Below are 18,177 nucleotides of genomic sequence, written 5' to 3'. Positions count from 1 at the left end.
AGACCTTTATTTTTTATTCGCTCCTTTTGAATTTACATTGGATTTGCCCGACTGCATTTTAACAGCGATATTCGGGGTATAAATCAGTAAACGGAGCTCATTCAGGATTTTTTTCAACTCCTTCATCAAGCCGATTAATAATGCCACCTGATCATCATCCCGATTGAGCAGTCTAAAGGACTCATCATTGGCTAGGTTAAACTGCTTTTTTAGCAATAAGGGAACTTTATTGCTCTGGGCAGTTAATGCACAAGCATATAAAAATAAGCTGTGAATAAACTCTGCCAGAGAACGTTCGTAACATAATTTAAGCTTTTTATAGCTTTTAGCGCGCTTATAAAACGACTGATAGGGTTTAAAGCGCATGCCTTCGAAAACGTACTTCGCAGTTTGACCATCTTCATACTCATCAATTCCGAACCAGGCATTCAATTCGGCTTTGGTCTCGCCTATTTTTGTAAATGCCTTCAAACAGTTTTGAACAAAGGGATCATCCACTTCATTGAAAAAATCACCATCTTCAATTGGTAGCTCCCAGGGATCATTAAACTCGCTGTAATATTGTCTAAAGGCTTTTTTAAAGGTGAGGTAATAAACAAATTCATAAAAATCTGAATGAACAGAGGACATTAATATACTCAAGCCTCTGATACAAGTGTCTAACTCAAACGGATCATTTATAGAAGTTTTCATAATAATTTACGCCCAAGAGCTACGTTGGTATAAAGTTAAATATACAATTATATTTAAATTCCTATTTATCTTCTATCGCTTTTAACCGCAGACTGATTCCAGAAATACCATCTATAATCGCCAACTGCGCCTTATTCATTCTGACTGTTAATGAATTACCTGATATTTCTGCTATAAATTAAAGTGGCAGACCTACACTTTTCAGTTGCCAGCCGAATGATCCTTTTTTAATTAAAAAATCAAAGGCATGCTTTGTAATTTTTGTGGCATTGCCAGAAATAGGAAGTTAAGTTGTTTTTACAACTGCTTTGCTAGATGATTTTTCTAGGACTAAACTCTGAATGAACTTTCTGTAATAATGTTTTTGCTCCAACACCTGATAATCTGCAGCCTCAAAATAAGGCCTCATATTGATCAATTTTGAGGCTTCTACCTGCGCTATTAATTTAAAAAACCGATACATCAGCGCTAAGAAAACTGTTTTCCACCAATCCCCGACATCGGGCTTCCGATCATCGTTTCCCCCCTTATTCACTACTAAATCGAAATCCGTATGAAACCATAGTCCGCCTTTCCTAAGCATCGAATCGAGATGATGAAAAACCATCACCGCGCTTTCCTCTGAAAAATTATCAAATAAAAAGGGGGTACAGATCACATCGAAAGGCTGGTTAGTATAAAAATCTTCAATTCCAAGGTTGACAAAATCAACGGTATTTCCGGCAACCGCTCTTTCCTTTGACAGCGCCATCATTTTCGCGGAGATCTCCACATAGACCAGGTGTAAACCTTCCGGAACAACTTTAGCTATTGCTTCCAAAATCCAGCCCGTGCCTCCTCCAACAATTAAAACCCTTCCTTTTTCAGGAAGATAGTGAAGCTGATCAATCTGTGCATTGACCTGTGATTTAAAGAAAACCAGGCGACTCAGTCGATCATAATAACGCGCTATTTTATCGTAGTTGTTCTTCATCAATCCGAGTGTTTAAAACAGTTCCATAATTAAAGCATGGGCATAAAACTAAGGCTGGCATAAATCTAAGCCAGCGGCATAAACTGCATGGCCAGCATTCCACAAATGGCTTTAAACAAAATCAATCCATCAATCACCATGAGATAATATAAAATGTTTTTTCTACGCCTCATCGTATAAGCAATATAAATCGTCAATAAGAAAGGCAATAAATTCAGTAGAAATGGAACCGGCCCAAAGCCTTTATAACTGACAAATATGGATAATGCAATGATCCCTATGACGAGCAGCGGAATTAAGATATAGAAAATGGTTTTTCTTAAACCATACTGAACTACAAAAGTTTTCAAATGTTTATTCGAATCTGTAGGGTAATCTTTTATGTCGAAAATAATAGCATTCACTGTACAGAACATCCAGTTTTTAATAAATAACCAGGTCCAGAGCAGCGGATCATGATAACCGACACCGGTTTCTATTTTGAGCATGATCAGCGGCATGACATTAGCACAGCAAGCCCAGACAAAACCGATCACAAAAGCCTTTAGCCAGCCCGTATTTCTCAGGTTCAATTGCCGGAAAGATTTGGGCAGCAAGCCATAATAAAAAGCTCCTGCAAAAACAATGACGCCGATGGCGAGCCAGTAATTGACCGGCAGATTCAGAATATTCTGGTAATTCTGATAAAGCAGGCTTATTGCCAGCCCCAAACACACGCTGAACAGTACTGCCTGGCTCCATCTGATAAAATTTTTATGCTGGAAATACCATAGACTCCTTGGATTATTTGGTACGGGCTGCGCAGACATTTTATGGTAAGCGTAGGTATAATAAATGGTTGGCGCTAAAAACAGCAATACATAATAATTGATGGAATTGTAGGGTAATTTAAGCTGCATCGTGGCTTCCAGCGTTAAGGCAACAGCCAGTATGCCCACGAAGTAATTTCCGAAAAAAATAAACCGAATAATTTTACTGCCCATCAAAATATAAGATCAGAAGGATCTAGGAGGGCAATTTCGGATATAAAAAGAATATTTCACCATAAACATCCTATTTTTATGGCCTATCTGAATCAAATGAGAAAACATAGCTTCCTCACCATCTTGTTTACCCTAGTCCTGGCTTCTTTTTGCTGTGGACAGGAGCTCAAACCAGATACCTTACTTAAAGACCTGGATGCAGATCAGCATCCTGACAGTATTTTTTTTGATAAAGCAGCCGCCAGGATCATTTGTAAATTATCGAGTCAGGCTTTCCAGGAGATCAAAAGCAAAGAAATTGACAACATTGAATTGGTGATGACTGGCATCAGGCCGATGGAAAATGGCTTTGAATTTTTCAACAACTGGATGAGAGCTGGCTATACTTGCTTCTTCCGATACGATAAAAAAACCAAAAGCATCAGACTGGTCAGCATGACCAGGTACGAATTTGGAAATGCCGCAAATGATGGCAGTGGAAATTCCTCCATAAATCTGATCAGTCAGCAATACACCGGAAACTGGAATTACTATGATCAGGAAAAAGAAAAATTAGTTAAAATGCCGGTCATCAAAAAGACCTTAGTCCTCCCCCTTACCAATCTGGAAGATTTTAGCGATCAGCAGGTAGAACAATACGCCTTAAAATGCAGCGATTTAATGGAATCATTGAAGACAAAAATGAGAAAGCTGGAATAACCGTATCATTAATACGCTTCAAAATTATCGCAATTCACGCAATGCAATACCCTTTGATCTATTCCATAAAGGATACATTCAATATTTCTTCGCTCTTCGATGATTTGTCGGGCATATTTTAAACCTTTTTCAATATTCTCAAAAACGGTATACACCTTTTGATCAGGATACACGGCATAATTACACGCTTCATCCAAAACAATCCCGGTATTGATCTCAGCCCTAACCAACGCTACTTCTTTAAATTCCATCAAAGGAAACTTCTCCAGATTAGAAGTGACTTCCTTTCTTTTCTTCCAGCGAACGACCATAGCTCTTAGCCATTTTTTAAAACGGAAAATAAGGGATGTCCGATAACGCATTGTTTTTTTCATGAGATGTAAGATGGAGAATCTATCGCTAATTTATAAAGTAGAAAATTACGTATTATTTTTAGGAATGAAAAATGTAATCCAGCTTCTAATTCAGCTGAAACTACTGGAGACCAACAAACTGACAGAAAAATTAGCATATTAACAGAAATACCAGTAAATTGACAGAAATGCCATCATGTAGACAGGAATGACATCAAAAACATTAGCCTATCAACAGGATGTTAAATTTTAAAAAGATACTAAATGGAAAAACTATCTTTGGGTTAAGATTGATCTGGTTGTGCCAAAACTTAAAGAACATCTTAAATGAAGGAAGTCATCCACCAATATGGGGTAGAATTAGATTGGGTTGCAGGATTTGCTGCAGGAATAGGCGGTTATGTGGAGGGGAATTACATCCGCATCGCAGATGAGGAACAGCAAGGCAACCGGTATGTCCTCCAGATCAATGATCAGTTGTCTGCTTTTATCATCGATGTCACCTATCGGCAAGATGTAGTCTACAAGTTAAGAAATACCCGCAGCGACTTTATAGGACTCTATTTTAACCTCAGCGAGGGCGATTCTATTCACATTCTAAATGAGGTAACCAGATCTGCGGGGAGATGGGGATATAATCTGGGCATATTTGATGCAGATTTAAACGGTGATTTCCAGGTGAAAGCGGGAGCTACTACCTATATGATTGCTATTTTCATTAAGAAAAACGCCTTGAAACAATACCTCTCCAGAATTCCGCAGCACCAGCAAATTGTAGAGTCTATTTTTGATCCGGAGCTCAATACCATTGTTAGGTTTGACAGGATGAGCAATCAGGCCTGGTGGCTCATGAATGAACTCAGAAAAGTACCACCTTCAGGGCCTTTATACGACCTCTATATTACCGGCACCGTATATGGTCTCATCGCTGATTACCTGGATCAGATCATCAATCAGGAAATCATCATCGAACAGGTTTTCCCTGAAGATGTAGGCCATATTATCAGTTCACAGGCTTACCTGATTGCAAATATTGAAACTGCATTCCCTGGAATTCAGTTTCTGGCTGCAGCGGCAAACATGTCGGAAACCAAGTATAAAAAGCTTTTCAAAAAGATCAGCGGCATCAGTCCGCATGTATTTTTCCAAAGCAATAAGCTTTCTTATGCTAAAGAAATGCTGGAAACAGGTGAATTTACCATTGGAGAAATTGCCGATAAATTTGGCTTTTTCAATTCCACACACCTGATTGAGCAATTTAAAACCGCCTTTGGCGTCCCCCCAAAAGAATACCTTAGCCAACTATAAATATGACCGAGGAAAGGATCGAATTTTTCTACCACTACACCCTTGGGCCGGAATGGCAGCAGCAAATTGTGGACGGTATTGGTGCAACCCTAAAAGACAATAAGATTTTAACCATGCCCGGGAACATTGCTGATGGAGGTTCCATATTTCTGGAAGTGACCCCAGGATTATCGGTGCTGCTGTTGGATATGACCTTTAAGGTTCCTGTAGCCATCACCAGAATCCCTACCGACCATAATTATTATATGGTTTATTTTGACATTGGGGACGAGATCACCACACATATCATTGGCAATACCATTCATAAAGCCGGGTACCATGCTAAACTGGGGATGGGCTTTATGGACTGCAGTATGAAAGGTGTCATCATGCCGCCAATAGGTAAGCGATCCTATAGTTTAAGGTTATTTATTGATAAAGGTCACCTAAAAGAGCTGGCCGCATCTACCAGGGATCTGGAAACAAACAACCTGCTTTTTGATGAATCTAAGAACACGCTTTTATTCTATAGCCATATCGACAGCAGGAGCAAAATACTGCTGAGCCAGCTAAAGGAGGATGATTATACCAGTCCTTCTTTTGAGTTAAAGCTAAAAAGTACAGCTTTATATTTATTGGGCTATCTATTAGAACGTGCCAGCAGGTTTGAGCCGATAATCAATAAGTTATCTAATCAGGATATAGAACGTATATTTTTAACTTCTGAATACCTGATGGCAAACCTGCTCTCCGAATTTCCAGGTCTACAGAAGATGGCTGATATGGCAGAAATGTCCGTTTCAAAATATAAGGGGCTTTTCAAAAAGATATTAAAAGATAGTCCGAATCAGTTTTTCCTGAATGAGAAACTGTTACTGGCACAACAGCTTTTAAGCAGTGGTCATTTTTCAAGTGTCCAGGAAGTGGCTTATGAACTGGGCTATAGCAGCCCTAATTATTTTGCTAAAGTTTATAAGCATATGTTCCAGGTATTGCCAGGCGATATTTTGGAAAAACAGAACAGCAAGCCCTAATCAGGCCTGCTGTCTGTAGTAATTATTAAAAGAATCCCTCATTCTTTTGTTAAACTACTTTTGCATACTAAAAACCAGGTAGCCCTTGTTTTTTGCACGTATAATTACGGTTCCTCCTTTTGCTTCAAATTTTTCTCCGGCAGTTAAATGGTCTGCAACATTCAGGTCGTTCTCTCCAGGAACATTTCTGGAAGTGGAAACTTTCGCATCGGTCAGACTGCCATCAACTTTGACATTATAGCTGCCCGTTATTTGCAGCAATTCTGGCTTGCCAGTAACATTTGCGGTCTGTTTTTCCTGATCAAAGGTCAGGCTTAAACTGCTTAATGGATATTTAACAGTTACAGAATCTTTTCCGGCAGCATCGGTCTGCTGCATTTCAATCAGTCTGTATTTTCCAGCGGGCAGTACATTTTCTTCAGGTTCTTGTGCTTTATCTTTTTTACAGGCAGTAAATGCAGCTGCGATCACTAGTAATACGGCTAAAAATTTGTTTTTCATCTTGTTGTTTTTAATTGATTAATTATGGTTGTTTTTGTGTGATATTCTCGGTGCTATTGATCCATTAATCTTCAATCCCCAGGTAGCGTGCAATTAGTTTCTGATCTCTTTCTGGCTTACTCGCTATAGATAAGGACGTACTTTCCCCGATACAAACGACACGTTTGCCTTTTTTATCCTTTACAATTACGAAAAACCCTGCGCTATCTACCAAGTTATCCTGACCAGCTACTTCTGCATGAACCAGATCTGAGGGAAATAAAATTGGGTTCCCTTTTACGACGATGTATTTTCTTAATGATGCCATTGTTATTGTTGATTTATAGGACAAAAGTACGGGTGGCAGATTCCGGAGAATGGAACATTCAGACAAAAAACTCTTAAAATAAGACCGATTCAAATTTTGCCGGATAGCTTGATTCCCTGTAGAAAACACTAAATTGACCCTAAATACGAATCCATGGAAGATAATGATGTAAAAATATCACGTAAGAAACCGACTTTTCCGGTTTCCCCTGCCTTACAGAAATACCTGAGAAGTTACCAGCGGGAATCCAGGCTCCCGATTAGTTATAATGATCTGATGATGTTTGATGAATCTTTTCCGCTCATGGATAAATATGGTAAAGACACTTTGTGGGAAGGTCCTATTTATTCTTCCGAACGCATTGAAAACCTTCATAATGGCCTAAAAGTGATTTATGCCAACTTAAAAGCATCTGGTAATCTGCGCATCGTACAGCACAAATACATTGATAAAATTGAATACTGCACTTTTGGTAATACCCACCCCTTCCGGATTCGGATTGTCAACCGTTTAAATGATGTATACGATTATTTCTATGTAAAGAAAGCAGATGCTTCAAGGATTTATGGCCTGGAACTGGAAGAAATCTTATCGCCAAATCAGGTGAATTACCTGGTAGATCGGGAAACATTGATTGAAGAACATATTGCCGGAATTCCTGGTGATGTATTTGCAAAAAACTATTTACACAACCCGGAATACAACCAGACCAGGATTGCAAAGGAGTTTGTGAAATTTAATGAACGTTGTTTGGTCATGCTCCTGGGAGACATGCGCGCCTATAATTTTGTGGTACAGATCACCCCAGATTTTGACGATATCCAATTTAGAATCAGGGCCATAGATTTTGACCAGCAATTCTATGAGGGAAATCTAAAGGTATACCTGCCGCAGTTCTTTAAAGAGAACTTCCCTTATGTGAAATTATGCACGGAACAATTGACAGATAAAACCTTTCTTCAATACCAGCAGGAGGAAAAATCGTCGATACTACACCGGGTACGCAGTGAACGTCACCGTTTGGCAGATTTAAGAGATGTCTCAAATGAAGATGTATTGACTAGTGTTGAAAATACCAATCAGTTAAAATTAGGGATGGCCGCCCATTTTGAAGATGAGCATTATCTGGAATGTGAAACCATGACAGATATCATTGAATTGAATGTAAAGAACATCATCCGCCAAGTAAAATTATAAGGAGAGAATATACCTCCTTATAATTTTAAAGGCCTTGCCATGATTTTAAAAAACAGCGTGCTTCCTATCGGTTCCTGCTAGATCTTTTTAACCATCACTACCCCATTGGTACTGTCATTCACATCACCGCGTACCTTTGCTTTTATCGTAAATACAGCGCCAGTTTCGTAGTTGTCGATTTTGAAACTATACTTATTGTTGTTCGCTTCAGTTCCACTGAAACCATCGTGTACATCTTCTGTGATTTTTACCCCGTTTTTATACACTGCTATCGATTGAATTTCCAAACGTGAATCACCAGCAGTATACCAGAAATGAAGCGCATACGCACCATTGCCGCTGATTTTTCCACCAGCATTCATTTCCAGCAGGCCAAATTCCTTTCCCTTAACATTTTGAGGATTCCATTCGGCAAGCAGCTCCCCATACTTTTTAAACTGCTCATGTTTACCAGGGAAATAGAAAGGCAGGGAAAACTGACTCCTGTTCAATACGGTAATCGCATAGAAATCCGTCAATTCCTTTACCGCAACCGCTTTCGTATAAACCGGCGAATATACATTCGGCAGACTGCCATCTGTGGTGTAGCGAATCTCCGCTCCATCTACCAGGTTTTCTAATTTGATCACATATCCTGCTGCAGTTTTCTCCTGACTGATTAATTTTGGTACTGGCATGCGGTAACCGATCCCGGCAGCATCATAGCGACTGTATTGACTGCGCATGCGGTTTTCGAAATCCTTCCAGTTTTGTCTGGCCAATGGTGTCCATAAAACCTCTGCCAATGCAGACATCCTGGGAAAGGTCAGGTAGTCAAAATATTTCTCCGAGCGGTTCTCATTTATCATTGGAATTTCCTGAAGTATCGTCCCATGAATGAACTGATCCGCCCATAAAGTAGCAGACGCACCCAAGATCAATGGACGGTATTTTTCGTCCATACCTTCCAGCATTGGATTCAGCTGGTAAACTTTCTCTAAGGAGATTGGAGGCAGCCATCCAGCTGCTTTAATTTCACCGGGGATTGCACTTTCTGCCACATCGAAATAGCAATAACCGGTCAATGACATCACCGAATAATGCCCTGATTCAGCAGCTTTGAAGGCTTTTTTAGGTTCATGCCAGATCATGCCCACTGCTTTATCTTCTAAACCATCTTCGATAATCTCATCCCATCCAACAATGGTTTTTCCATATTTACCAGCGATTTTCTGAACGCGACGGTTAAAATGAAGGCGCAGTTGTTCTTCTGTTTTCAGACCAAGTTCTGCTTTTTTCTTTTGGCATATCGGACAGGCTTTCCAGCGCGTATACACTGCTTCATCACCACCAATATGCAGGTATTTTGAAGGGAATAGCGCTACTGTTTCTTTGATGATGTTGTCAATAAATTCATAAGTGCTTTCTTTGCCTGCGCATAAAAGCTCTTTACTGATAAAGTGTTGTCCTGGAACATCATATTGTTCTCCGGTACAGCATAAATAAGGATAGGCAGCAACAGCAGCCTGCGCATGAGCAGGCAATTCCAATTCGGGAATAATGTCTACGTTCCTTGCCAGGCCATACGCCACGATCTCTTTCAGGTCTTCCTGCGTATAATATCCACCTTTTCTATCTGGTCCAACACCACTAAAACCACCAACAGTCGTCAGCTTAGGATATTTTTTGATCTCTATTCTCCATCCAGAATCATCCGTCAGGTGAAAATGAAGTGCATTCATTTTGTACATCGCCATCATATCGATGAACCTCAATACATATTCTTTCGAGAAGAAATACCGGGCAACATCCAGCATCATTCCCCTCCATGGGTACAATGGCGCATCTGTGATGACCGCAGCTTTAACTTCCCATTTAACCGCTTTCTGACGTTCCTTATGGTAAACTTCCGGAGGCAACATTTGAAGTAAGGTTTGTATGCCATAAAATACCCCTGCACTATGGTTTCCAACAATGCTGATCAGGTCTTTATTGACCGTTAATTTATAGCTTTCTTTATGCTCAGCACCTGAATTTCCAGTACGCAATGTGATGCCATTTACACGAGTAGTATTTGATTCCAGCAATACGAAATCAAACCCTGTGGCAGGAGATAGTGCTGAAACCAGCAATTCTGCCTGCTGTTTCAGTCCCTTCTCATAAAATATCTTTGTTTGTGGTTTAATTAGAAATGAACCCTCCCCCAGTACGATCTGCTGAGGTAATGGAACTAGGTTAAACTGGGCGAATGCCGCTGAGCTGGCCAACAGCAGCATGGCTAGTAAAAAGCGCGCCTGATATTTAATTTTCATAACAATATTTGGTTTGTTTTAGCATGCGGACAAACTATTCAGTCAAGTTGTCTTTACACAATTGTAAGAAAATATTAACTAAAAACAGCCGATACAAAACCATGAGGAAGCACACAATCGTTTGCATTAACCATTGCAAACGGTTGCGTAATTTACAAAGCAAATCTACTTGGCGGCCAATTTGCAGACTATTTAAGGTAATCCAGGATTTTCTCCATCAGCTCGGACTCCGTAAATGGCTTAATGATGTAATCATTTAAACCGGCAGAAAGGTATCTTTCATGCGATTCGCTGCTGATTTGCCCAGTGATGGCAATGATAGGCAACTGAGATTTTTGTTGATCCTCCAGCGCACGGATTCTCTTGGTGAGCTCTATACCATCCATTTCAGGCATCTGAATATCGGTCAGCACCATATCATAGCGTTTTGACTCCAGGAAATTCAAAGCTTCCTGTCCGTTTGTTGCCGTATCAAAGCTGATCCCAATTTTCTTAAAGATCATTTTGATCACCAGCAAATTCATTTCTGAATCATCAACCACCAGTATATGAAGGTTCTTAAAGTGATCGCTATTGATCACCAGTGACTTTTGTTCATCCAGCTCTTCACGATCATTTTCGGCCACTACATAGGGGATTTCCAGCGTGAAAGTAGAACCTTTACCCAAGGTACTTTCCACAGAAATTTTCCCTTTATGCATTTCCACCAATTTCTTGCTAATGGCTAATCCCAATCCAGAGCCTTTTTGCCAATCGCTGCGGTTAGAATTGATCACTTGTGAAAACTCATTGAAAATCAAGGCCTGATTTTCCGCAGAAATACCAATCCCGGTATCTTTTACCTTAACCAATAAGACAATGTGTTTTTCATCTGTTTTCTTTAAGCTCACATGAATGCTCACTTTCCCTTTATCCGTAAACTTAATTGCATTTGCAATCAGGTTCATGACCATCTGTTTCAATCGGTAAGGATCTCCATCCAATAGTAAATCCGGTGAATCACCAAGAACGAGTTCCAAAGTCAGGTCTTTCTGATCTGCCAGAATTCTGGCAGTAGAGGCAATATCAGAGAGGATCCGTTTGTAACGGAAAGGCGTTTTTGCCAATGCCAGCTTCCCTGTTTCCAATCTTGAGAAATCCAGCACTTCATTTACCGCCGATAACAACATAGAAGAAGAATTGTCGAGCAGCTTAGACATCTGTTGCTGATCTTCATTCAAAGGAGTAGATTTGAGTTGCTCAGACACCCCTATAATGGCATTTAAAGGCGTTCTCATCTCATGACTGATGCTGGTAAAGAATCTGGATTTAATGATCACCTGCTCTGCCGCCAGCTGGTTTGCCCTTAATGTTTTATCGTAAGCCCGATAGAGTTTCCACATCAGCAGGATGATCGCGAGATAAGAAAGCACACTAATTCCAAAGTTAATTTGTCTGGATCTACCGATTGCAGCAAGAGATTGGTCCGCTCTACTCTTTAATATCGCTTTTTTCAGGTCGGAATTGATACTTTCTTTATTTCGAAACTCCTGAAACAAGCGCTTAATATTCTGAAAGATGCTTTCATTTAGCTTCAGAATTGTTTCTTCCTTTTTGGTTAAAATATTACGGTTACGCTGTAGATCCTGAAAAAGACGGGCATAAAACTGTTCTACATTTGCCAGGCTTTTCTTATTGTAAGCCTCTATATCAGCGGCCGTTTGTTCGTACGTCACTTCGGTTTTCACCCTTTTCGTAGAATCCTTCCGCTCCCCCTTATTCAGAATGGCATTTTTTAGTCTCTTGAATAATTTTTGCTTAGGTGCCGTGGGTACTGTAGCCAATTCCTCCACCTGCGTTACCTTTTTCAGCATCGCTTTGGGATAGCTCTTCAATTTTGGTGCAGTCGCCTTGATCTTTAACAATTCCATCTGCAGATTGATGTTATTTAAAGAATCGGTGAGCCTTTTAAGCTCACTATACATGGCCATCTGCCCATTTTTACTCCTGAGGTCACCTACAATAACATCTGAAATATCACTGCTGTCTCCTGCAGAAAGCTCTTTTAGCAAATTGGAAATCAACCTGATATCCAGCACATATTTCTTAAAATAAGCAGTATCCCAGAGCGTGGTATACATTCTGAAATTATTTTCTGCGGTTTGTAAACTAAGGGTAATCGTATCCAGTTTAGAAATCCTCAAGTTATTAACTTCTAACTCCTTAAGACTAGAAACAAGCGTAGATTGTTCTGCACGCTGCACCACTGAATTTCGAAATAAAAATCCGATAAACAATATAATGACCGCAGAGATGAGAAGGAAAGAGCGCTGTTTGTTTTTCATTGATAAAAAAAGGATCAATATAAATTTCAATCGGTTAGCCGATTTTATCTACTAATCAAAGTTAAACATAATTTATAAGAACGCTAAAACAACCGAATAATTATAAACAGGAGTACTATTAGTGTAACAACTTGTTTACCCCACAAAGCATAAAACCCAGGATGGGCTGACATTTTTCTTCACAGGAAGCATAAAAACTACCCTCGGCCCGATGGCCTGAAGCTGTTTCCTTTCCCCAGAAAAATTCGGCAATACTCAAAGGTTTCAATCGATTTTTTGCTGCATAATCCAGCAATTTTGGTGCACAGCAATCACCAGTGCCTACAGGAATTCCCTTTTTCAATTGAAAAGCTTCCTCCAGGCTTCGGCTTTCCCCCTTGAAATTATGGAAGGTATAAAGCGCGTTTAGTTTTGCCAGTATTCCATGGGAAACCAGCCGTCTTTCTGCCAGTTTCGAGTACCATTCTTTAGATTCTTTGGGGAGGCTGGCAATTAAATCCGTTAGGGGATGAATGTCGAGATTACCGAGTTCCACCTCCGCAACAAAAGCATGCTCATCTACTAGTGGCGGCACCCATCCTGCTACATTCCATACCCCATTGTGTCTGGAAGAAAAGGCACGAAGGATGACTTCATTTCCTACTGCATCCTCGCAAACCAGGATCCCGAACATGCGTCCCCGCATTTTCGAGTATAAAATATCAGTAGACAATCTGGGATCTGCCAATGTTAAAGGAACATCAAAATCTATTCTTTTATGCATAGAAAGCTGCGCCATAAGTTCATGGCAATGAGGGATAGCAAGTGCTGAGGGCAATTCGTGAATTTCCCCACAATCATTGCAATAACCGAAACAGGACATATAATTTTGACAAGGGCACAAAGATATTAAAAATATAATAAACCATTTGGATATATGTAGTCAACTACGTAGTTTTGAACCGTACAATAAAAAAAGAGCAATGGAAGTACAGATCGCACAAATAAAAAACGAATCCGCCGCAGCCATCATAGACCTGGTATTACCGATTCAGCAAATTGAATTTAAGGTAGCCATTACTTTAAGTGACCAACCGGATTTATTAGCTATAGAGGAAGTCTACTACCAAAAAGGCGGTGCCTTTTGGGGCGCAACAATTGATGGAAAACTGGTGGGCACGATTGCCATGATTAAATTCAACGAGCATGAAGCAGCCATCAGGAAAATGTTTGTTAAAAAGGAATTCCGTGGAAAAGAACTCGGTATTGCACAGCGCTTACTGGAAAACCTGATCGCACATTGCAAAAGCCATGGAATTGACCATCTTTACCTCGGAACAGTTCCAGTGCTGCAGGCAGCCCTTCGTTTTTATGAGCGAAATGACTTTCAGAAAATGGAAAAATCGGCCTTGCCTGCACAATTCCCATTGATGGGTGGAGATTCCGTATTTTATCAATTAGACTTATCCTAATGAACGTCATAGACGAACTTGGTATCCTGGCCCTTTCTACACGTTTACAGCGTTTGAGTGAGCAGCTCCGGAAAGACGGTGCCCTACTCTACAAAACCTATGAAATTGATTTCGAACCGAAGTGGTTTCCGGTGATTTATACGCTTCACCATAAACAGCCATTAGGCGTTGTAGAACTGGCCACGGAAATCGGTTATACCCATCCTTCCACCATTAGTTTGCTGAAAGAACTGGAAAAACAAAAGCTGATCCGTTCTAAAAAAGACAAAAAAGATGAGCGGAAACGACTGGTGCAGCTGACGGCAAAAGGAGAAGAACTGATCGCTAAAATGCAACCGGTATGGCAGCTCATGACCCGTATTTTATCTGAGGTGACCGATACAGAGCACAACCTGCTGAAGGCCCTCACTGAGGCGGAGGAGAAATTAAAACAGCAAAGCTTTATACAAAGAGCCTTGCAGGCAGCGGCTTCTAATTAAGCCGCCAGCCTTAGCCAAAAATCATATCGTAAAGCACTTTTATGCTCATAAACCCGACAATCAGCACCACTAAAGCGCCAAAAATACTGAGCCATAAAGGGTGTTTATAATCTCCGACAATCTTCTTTTTATAGGCGGCGAAAAGGATGGTTGCGAGCGTAACCGGCAAGATAAACCCATTCAGTACCCCTGCCAGAATCAACAATTTGACCGGCTTACCGATCATTACAAAGATCAACGTAGAAATGAGAATGAAAGCAATGATTACGATCCGTTCATGGTCTCTGATTTTAGAACTAAAAGATTTGATAAAAGAAACCGAGGTATAAGCAGAACCGATTACGGAGGTTACAGCGGCAGAAAACATCACCAATCCGAATAAACGGTAGCCCAGGTTCCCTGCTGCCAGCTGAAATACAGAAGCCGTAGGATTCGCGGAATCTATTGCGAAGCCCTGACTAATCACCCCTAAAGAAGCCAAAAATAAGAACACGCGTACTAGAGAAGCCACAGAAATCCCCATTACTGCGCTCGTGTTTACCGAAGGTAAAGCTTCTTTTCCTTTCACTCCGGCATCCAGTAAACGATGACCGCCAGCAAAAGTAATATAGCCCCCAACCGTGCCACCAACCAGTGTAACGATACTTACAAAGTCTATCTTTAAAGGTAAAACCGTTCTGATTGCCGCCTCTCCTATTGGAGGAGCGGATGTAATTGCGATATAGATGATCACTATGATCATTATAAAACCCATCAATTGCGCAAAGCGATCCATTGCCTTTCCAGCTTCTCGAACCATAAAAATTGCGATTGCTAAGGCGGCCGAAATGATCGCCCCGTTAATGACAGAAATCCCCAATAAAGCTTGTAATCCGAGACCTGCACCGGCTATATTTCCAATGTTAAAGGCCAATCCACCTAGAACAATTAAAAAAGAGATGAAGCCACCTAATCCTGGCAACAGCATATTCGCAATATCCTGTGCCCTTTTCTCAGATACAGCAATTACCCGCCATATATTGAGCTGCACACCTATATCTATAATGATAGACACCAGGATCACAAAACCAAAGCTTGCACCCAGCGACTGTGTAAAAAAGGTAGTTTGTGTTAAAAATCCCGGACCAACCGCAGAGGTAGCCATCAGAAATGCAGCCCCAATCAGGACACTTCTGTTTTTAATCACTTTCATTGGGGAACAGTATGAATGAGTAGTCCTTCTTTGTGAAACTCTTTACAGAGTTGTTCTGCAAAGGTAAGCGCAGATTTCCCATCTCCATGAATACAAATCGTATCGGCCTGGATGGGCACTAAAGTCCCCTGTACAGAAATCACGGTCCCTTCTTTTACCATCTGTATCACTTGAGCTACAGCTAATAAATGATCTGTAATCAAAGCATTGGGCTGCTTTCTGGAAGTTAAACTTCCATCCTGCTGATAGGTACGGTCGGCGAACACCTCGTTTGCCACCTTCAGCCCTGCACTTTCTCCGGCAAGAATGAGCTCTGAACCCGAAAGTCCATATAAAATCAGATTTGGATCTATCTTATAAATTGCCATGGCGATGGCTTCTGCGAGCGCTTTATCTTTTGCAGCCATATTATATAAGGCCCCATGTGGCTTCACATGATGCAGCTTTCCACCTTCCGTTTTCACAAAAGCATCGAGTGCCCCAACCTGATAAATTACCATATCGTAAGCTTCTTCGGGAGTAATTGCCAGCTCTCTTCTACCAAAACCCTGAAGATCAGGAAGGCCTGGATGTGCACCTATCGCAACTCCATGACGGATGGCCAGACGAACTGTTCTTTTCATCACAGCCGGATCTCCTGCATGGAAACCACAGGCAATATTTACCGAAGAAACAAAGGGCATAATTGCGGCATCATTGCCGATGTCAAAGGCACCAAATCCTTCACCCATATCACAATTCAGGTCCACCTTAAGAGTTTTAGCCATGGTTTTTATATTTAAAAGTTAAGCTTTGCTTCAACTGGTTTATTTCTTCGGTTCTGGCTGTTAACAGCTTTTGTGCCTGTTTTAAGGTGAGCATTTCAAATTGAATCACCTGTCCTGAACGCAGCTGGGCTAATTTTCCAAGATCGACGCTGAGCACCTGTAAAATCCGTGGATAACCACCAGTGGTCTGATGATCTGCCATTAAAACAACCGGACTCCCCTCAGCGGTGACCTGCACTGTTCCAAAAGCAACAGCAGAGGATAACATTTCTTTATTTGTTTTCAGTTGTAAAAGCGGACCTTCCAATTGATACCCCATCCGATCTGCAGCATTACTGATGGTAAACGCTTTGATAAATAAATCAGCAATACTTTTCTCCTGGAACAAATCAAATTCCGGGCCTTTTATCACGCGAATTACCTCTGGGTTTAATGACGCATACATGCCTCGGCTTAAGCTCCAGTTCAATCGCTCTGGTAAAACCGGAATGTCCTGTTTAAAAGCAATCTGATCTCCTTTTTTTAAAGCACGTCCTTCGAAACCACCAAAACCTGCACGGAGGTAAGTGGAATAACTGCCCAAAACCTGAGGGATATCAAAACCTCCCTGAACGGTTAAATAAGCACGACAGCCGGCAAGAGCTTCACCAAAAGAAAGTACAGCACCTTTAGCCACCAATATTGGACGCCACATTTCTACCGCAGCACCATCAATTTCCGCCGATAAATCAGCACCTGTAATCGCAATCAACGCCTCATTTTCGAAAAGCAGCGTGGGTCCTGATAAGGTACATTCCAGTCCGGCTTCGGTCTCCTCATTTCCAAGTAATAAATTACCCATTAAGAGCGCATCTTTGTCCATTGCTCCGCTTTCAATGACTCCATCTTTACGGTATCCAATTCTCCCAAGATCCTGTATAGTAGTTAGCATTCCTGCTTTTATGACCTTAATTCCCATTTAATTCCTTTTTATTTTCTTAAACTCAGTTTCAGAAATAGCTACAAACCGGAGTCGGTCGCCGGCCTTTAACAAAGCTGGAACTGCTCTGTTTACCTCAAATAATTGCAGCGGAGTTTGTCCGATAATCTGCCATCCACCTGGGGTTTCTATTGGATAAATTCCTGTTTGCAGGCCTGCAATCCCGACAGAACCGGCAGGAATTACTGCTCTTGGTTTTTCCTTTCTAGGGGCTGTGATCTTTTCGCTCATCCCACCGAGGTAAGGAAAACCGGGTGCAAATCCAATCATATACACCACATATTCCGCGGCAGAATGAATGGCGATCACCTCTGAAGTACTCAATTGATGGTGCCGGGCTACAAAATCAAGGTCTGGACCCCGATCTCGTCCGTATACCACTGGTATTTCAATGATTGCCGATTCAGGAATTGCGACTTCTTCCATTAAATCGTCCAGCATCTCTTCCAGCAGCAGCATTATGGCTGAATAATCGATTACCCAAGGCTGATAATAGACCGTTACCGACGTAAATGCGGGCGTATATTCCAGGAATCCATCAAAAGCATATTCATCCAGATAAGCTGCAACTGCCCTTACCTTCTGATGAATTTCCGGACTGATCAGCTCGGCAAACTGAATCACAATAGCAGAATCACCGAGCGGATAAAAAGTTGCTTTTTCCATA

19 protein-coding genes are annotated in these 18,177 nt (G+C 41.0%); 6 read left to right on the top strand and 13 right to left on the bottom strand.

The window, feature by feature from the left end; translation table 11 throughout:
* Window positions 1–6 precede the first annotated feature (6 nt).
* The 3 genes from K7X70_RS06865 to K7X70_RS06855 form a co-directional block, all read right to left on the bottom strand.
* Window positions 7–693, bottom strand: coding sequence for a hypothetical protein (locus tag K7X70_RS06865; RefSeq protein WP_222536341.1), 687 nt, complete (start codon window positions 691–693; stop codon window positions 7–9).
* 286 nt (window positions 694–979) lie between these two features.
* A complete protein-coding gene (locus K7X70_RS06860; protein WP_222536340.1) occupies window positions 980–1,666 on the bottom strand; it encodes a class I SAM-dependent methyltransferase in 687 nt (228 codons plus the stop codon).
* 65 nt (window positions 1,667–1,731) lie between these two features.
* Complete coding sequence (locus tag K7X70_RS06855) at window positions 1,732–2,649, bottom strand: UbiA family prenyltransferase (protein WP_222536339.1); 918 nt, start codon at window positions 2,647–2,649, stop codon at window positions 1,732–1,734.
* A 96-nt stretch (window positions 2,650–2,745) separates the two neighbouring features.
* Here K7X70_RS06855 and K7X70_RS06850 point away from each other — a divergent pair, with 96 nt between their 5' ends.
* Window positions 2,746–3,348, top strand: coding sequence for a hypothetical protein (locus K7X70_RS06850; protein WP_222536338.1), 603 nt, complete (start codon window positions 2,746–2,748; stop codon window positions 3,346–3,348).
* 8 nt (window positions 3,349–3,356) lie between these two features.
* Here the strand turns inward: K7X70_RS06850 and K7X70_RS06845 are convergent, their stop codons facing one another.
* Entirely contained in the window at window positions 3,357–3,722 is a 366-nt protein-coding gene (locus tag K7X70_RS06845; RefSeq protein ID WP_222536337.1) for a hypothetical protein, read from the bottom strand.
* 306 nt (window positions 3,723–4,028) lie between these two features.
* On the opposite strand from K7X70_RS06845, the gene K7X70_RS06840 reads away from it, so the two are divergent.
* Window positions 4,029–5,009, top strand: coding sequence for a helix-turn-helix domain-containing protein (locus tag K7X70_RS06840; protein ID WP_222536336.1), 981 nt, complete (start codon window positions 4,029–4,031; stop codon window positions 5,007–5,009).
* A 2-nt stretch (window positions 5,010–5,011) separates the two neighbouring features.
* Complete coding sequence (locus tag K7X70_RS06835; protein WP_222536335.1) at window positions 5,012–6,022, top strand: helix-turn-helix domain-containing protein; 1,011 nt, start codon at window positions 5,012–5,014, stop codon at window positions 6,020–6,022.
* Between the two features lie 54 nt (window positions 6,023–6,076).
* Here K7X70_RS06835 and K7X70_RS06830 read toward each other — a convergent pair whose 3' ends face one another.
* Together K7X70_RS06830 and K7X70_RS06825 are read right to left on the bottom strand one after the other, a co-directional pair.
* Window positions 6,077–6,523, bottom strand: coding sequence for a hypothetical protein (locus K7X70_RS06830; RefSeq protein WP_222536334.1), 447 nt, complete (start codon window positions 6,521–6,523; stop codon window positions 6,077–6,079).
* Between the two features lie 64 nt (window positions 6,524–6,587).
* Complete coding sequence (locus K7X70_RS06825; protein WP_222536333.1) at window positions 6,588–6,830, bottom strand: hypothetical protein; 243 nt, start codon at window positions 6,828–6,830, stop codon at window positions 6,588–6,590.
* A gap of 153 nt (window positions 6,831–6,983) precedes the next feature.
* Between K7X70_RS06825 and K7X70_RS06820 the strand changes: the two genes are divergently transcribed.
* A complete protein-coding gene (locus K7X70_RS06820) occupies window positions 6,984–8,027 on the top strand; it encodes a hypothetical protein (protein WP_222536332.1) in 1,044 nt (347 codons plus the stop codon).
* 77 nt (window positions 8,028–8,104) lie between these two features.
* On the opposite strand, the gene K7X70_RS06815 is transcribed toward K7X70_RS06820, so the two are convergent.
* The 3 genes from K7X70_RS06815 to K7X70_RS06805 all read right to left on the bottom strand — a co-directional run bounded on the left by K7X70_RS06815 (window position 8,105) and on the right by K7X70_RS06805 (window position 13,405).
* Window positions 8,105–10,318, bottom strand: coding sequence for a beta-N-acetylhexosaminidase (locus K7X70_RS06815; RefSeq protein ID WP_222536331.1), 2,214 nt, complete (start codon window positions 10,316–10,318; stop codon window positions 8,105–8,107).
* Window positions 10,319–10,506: 188 nt separating this feature from the next.
* Window positions 10,507–12,642 (bottom strand): response regulator, encoded by a 2,136-nt coding sequence (locus K7X70_RS06810; RefSeq protein WP_222536330.1) that lies wholly within the window; start codon window positions 12,640–12,642, stop codon window positions 10,507–10,509.
* A 118-nt stretch (window positions 12,643–12,760) separates the two neighbouring features.
* Entirely contained in the window at window positions 12,761–13,405 is a 645-nt protein-coding gene (locus K7X70_RS06805; protein WP_222536329.1) for a hypothetical protein, read from the bottom strand.
* Between the two features lie 199 nt (window positions 13,406–13,604).
* Between K7X70_RS06805 and K7X70_RS06800 the strand changes: the two genes are divergently transcribed.
* Entirely contained in the window at window positions 13,605–14,093 is a 489-nt protein-coding gene (locus tag K7X70_RS06800) for a GNAT family N-acetyltransferase (RefSeq protein ID WP_222536328.1), read from the top strand.
* Entirely contained in the window at window positions 14,093–14,572 is a 480-nt protein-coding gene (locus tag K7X70_RS06795) for a MarR family winged helix-turn-helix transcriptional regulator (protein WP_222536327.1), read from the top strand. The genes K7X70_RS06800 and K7X70_RS06795 overlap by 1 nt, the downstream gene beginning before the upstream one ends.
* Window positions 14,573–14,582: 10 nt before the next feature.
* Here K7X70_RS06795 and K7X70_RS06790 read toward each other — a convergent pair whose 3' ends face one another.
* From K7X70_RS06790 to pxpB, 4 genes are read right to left on the bottom strand one after another with little or no spacing between them, the layout of a single operon-like run.
* The gene (locus tag K7X70_RS06790; RefSeq protein ID WP_222536326.1) at window positions 14,583–15,764 is read right to left on the bottom strand and encodes an NRAMP family divalent metal transporter; all 1,182 of its coding nucleotides are present in this window, start codon (window positions 15,762–15,764) and stop codon (window positions 14,583–14,585) included.
* Window positions 15,761–16,531, bottom strand: a complete 771-nt coding sequence (locus tag K7X70_RS06785) for a LamB/YcsF family protein (protein ID WP_222536325.1) — start codon at window positions 16,529–16,531, stop codon at window positions 15,761–15,763. Before K7X70_RS06785 ends, K7X70_RS06790 begins: the two co-directional genes overlap by 4 nt.
* The gene (locus K7X70_RS06780) at window positions 16,524–17,489 is read right to left on the bottom strand and encodes a 5-oxoprolinase subunit C family protein (RefSeq protein WP_222536324.1); all 966 of its coding nucleotides are present in this window, start codon (window positions 17,487–17,489) and stop codon (window positions 16,524–16,526) included. Before K7X70_RS06780 ends, K7X70_RS06785 begins: the two co-directional genes overlap by 8 nt.
* Complete coding sequence (gene pxpB, locus K7X70_RS06775) at window positions 17,490–18,176, bottom strand: 5-oxoprolinase subunit PxpB (RefSeq protein ID WP_222536323.1); 687 nt, start codon at window positions 18,174–18,176, stop codon at window positions 17,490–17,492.
* Window position 18,177: the final 1 nt, after the last annotated feature.

Source organism: Pedobacter polysacchareus (genome assembly GCF_019802255.1).
Lineage (GTDB): Bacteria > Bacteroidota > Bacteroidia > Sphingobacteriales > Sphingobacteriaceae > Pedobacter > Pedobacter polysacchareus.
This window is presented reverse-complemented; position numbering and strand designations above follow the sequence as displayed.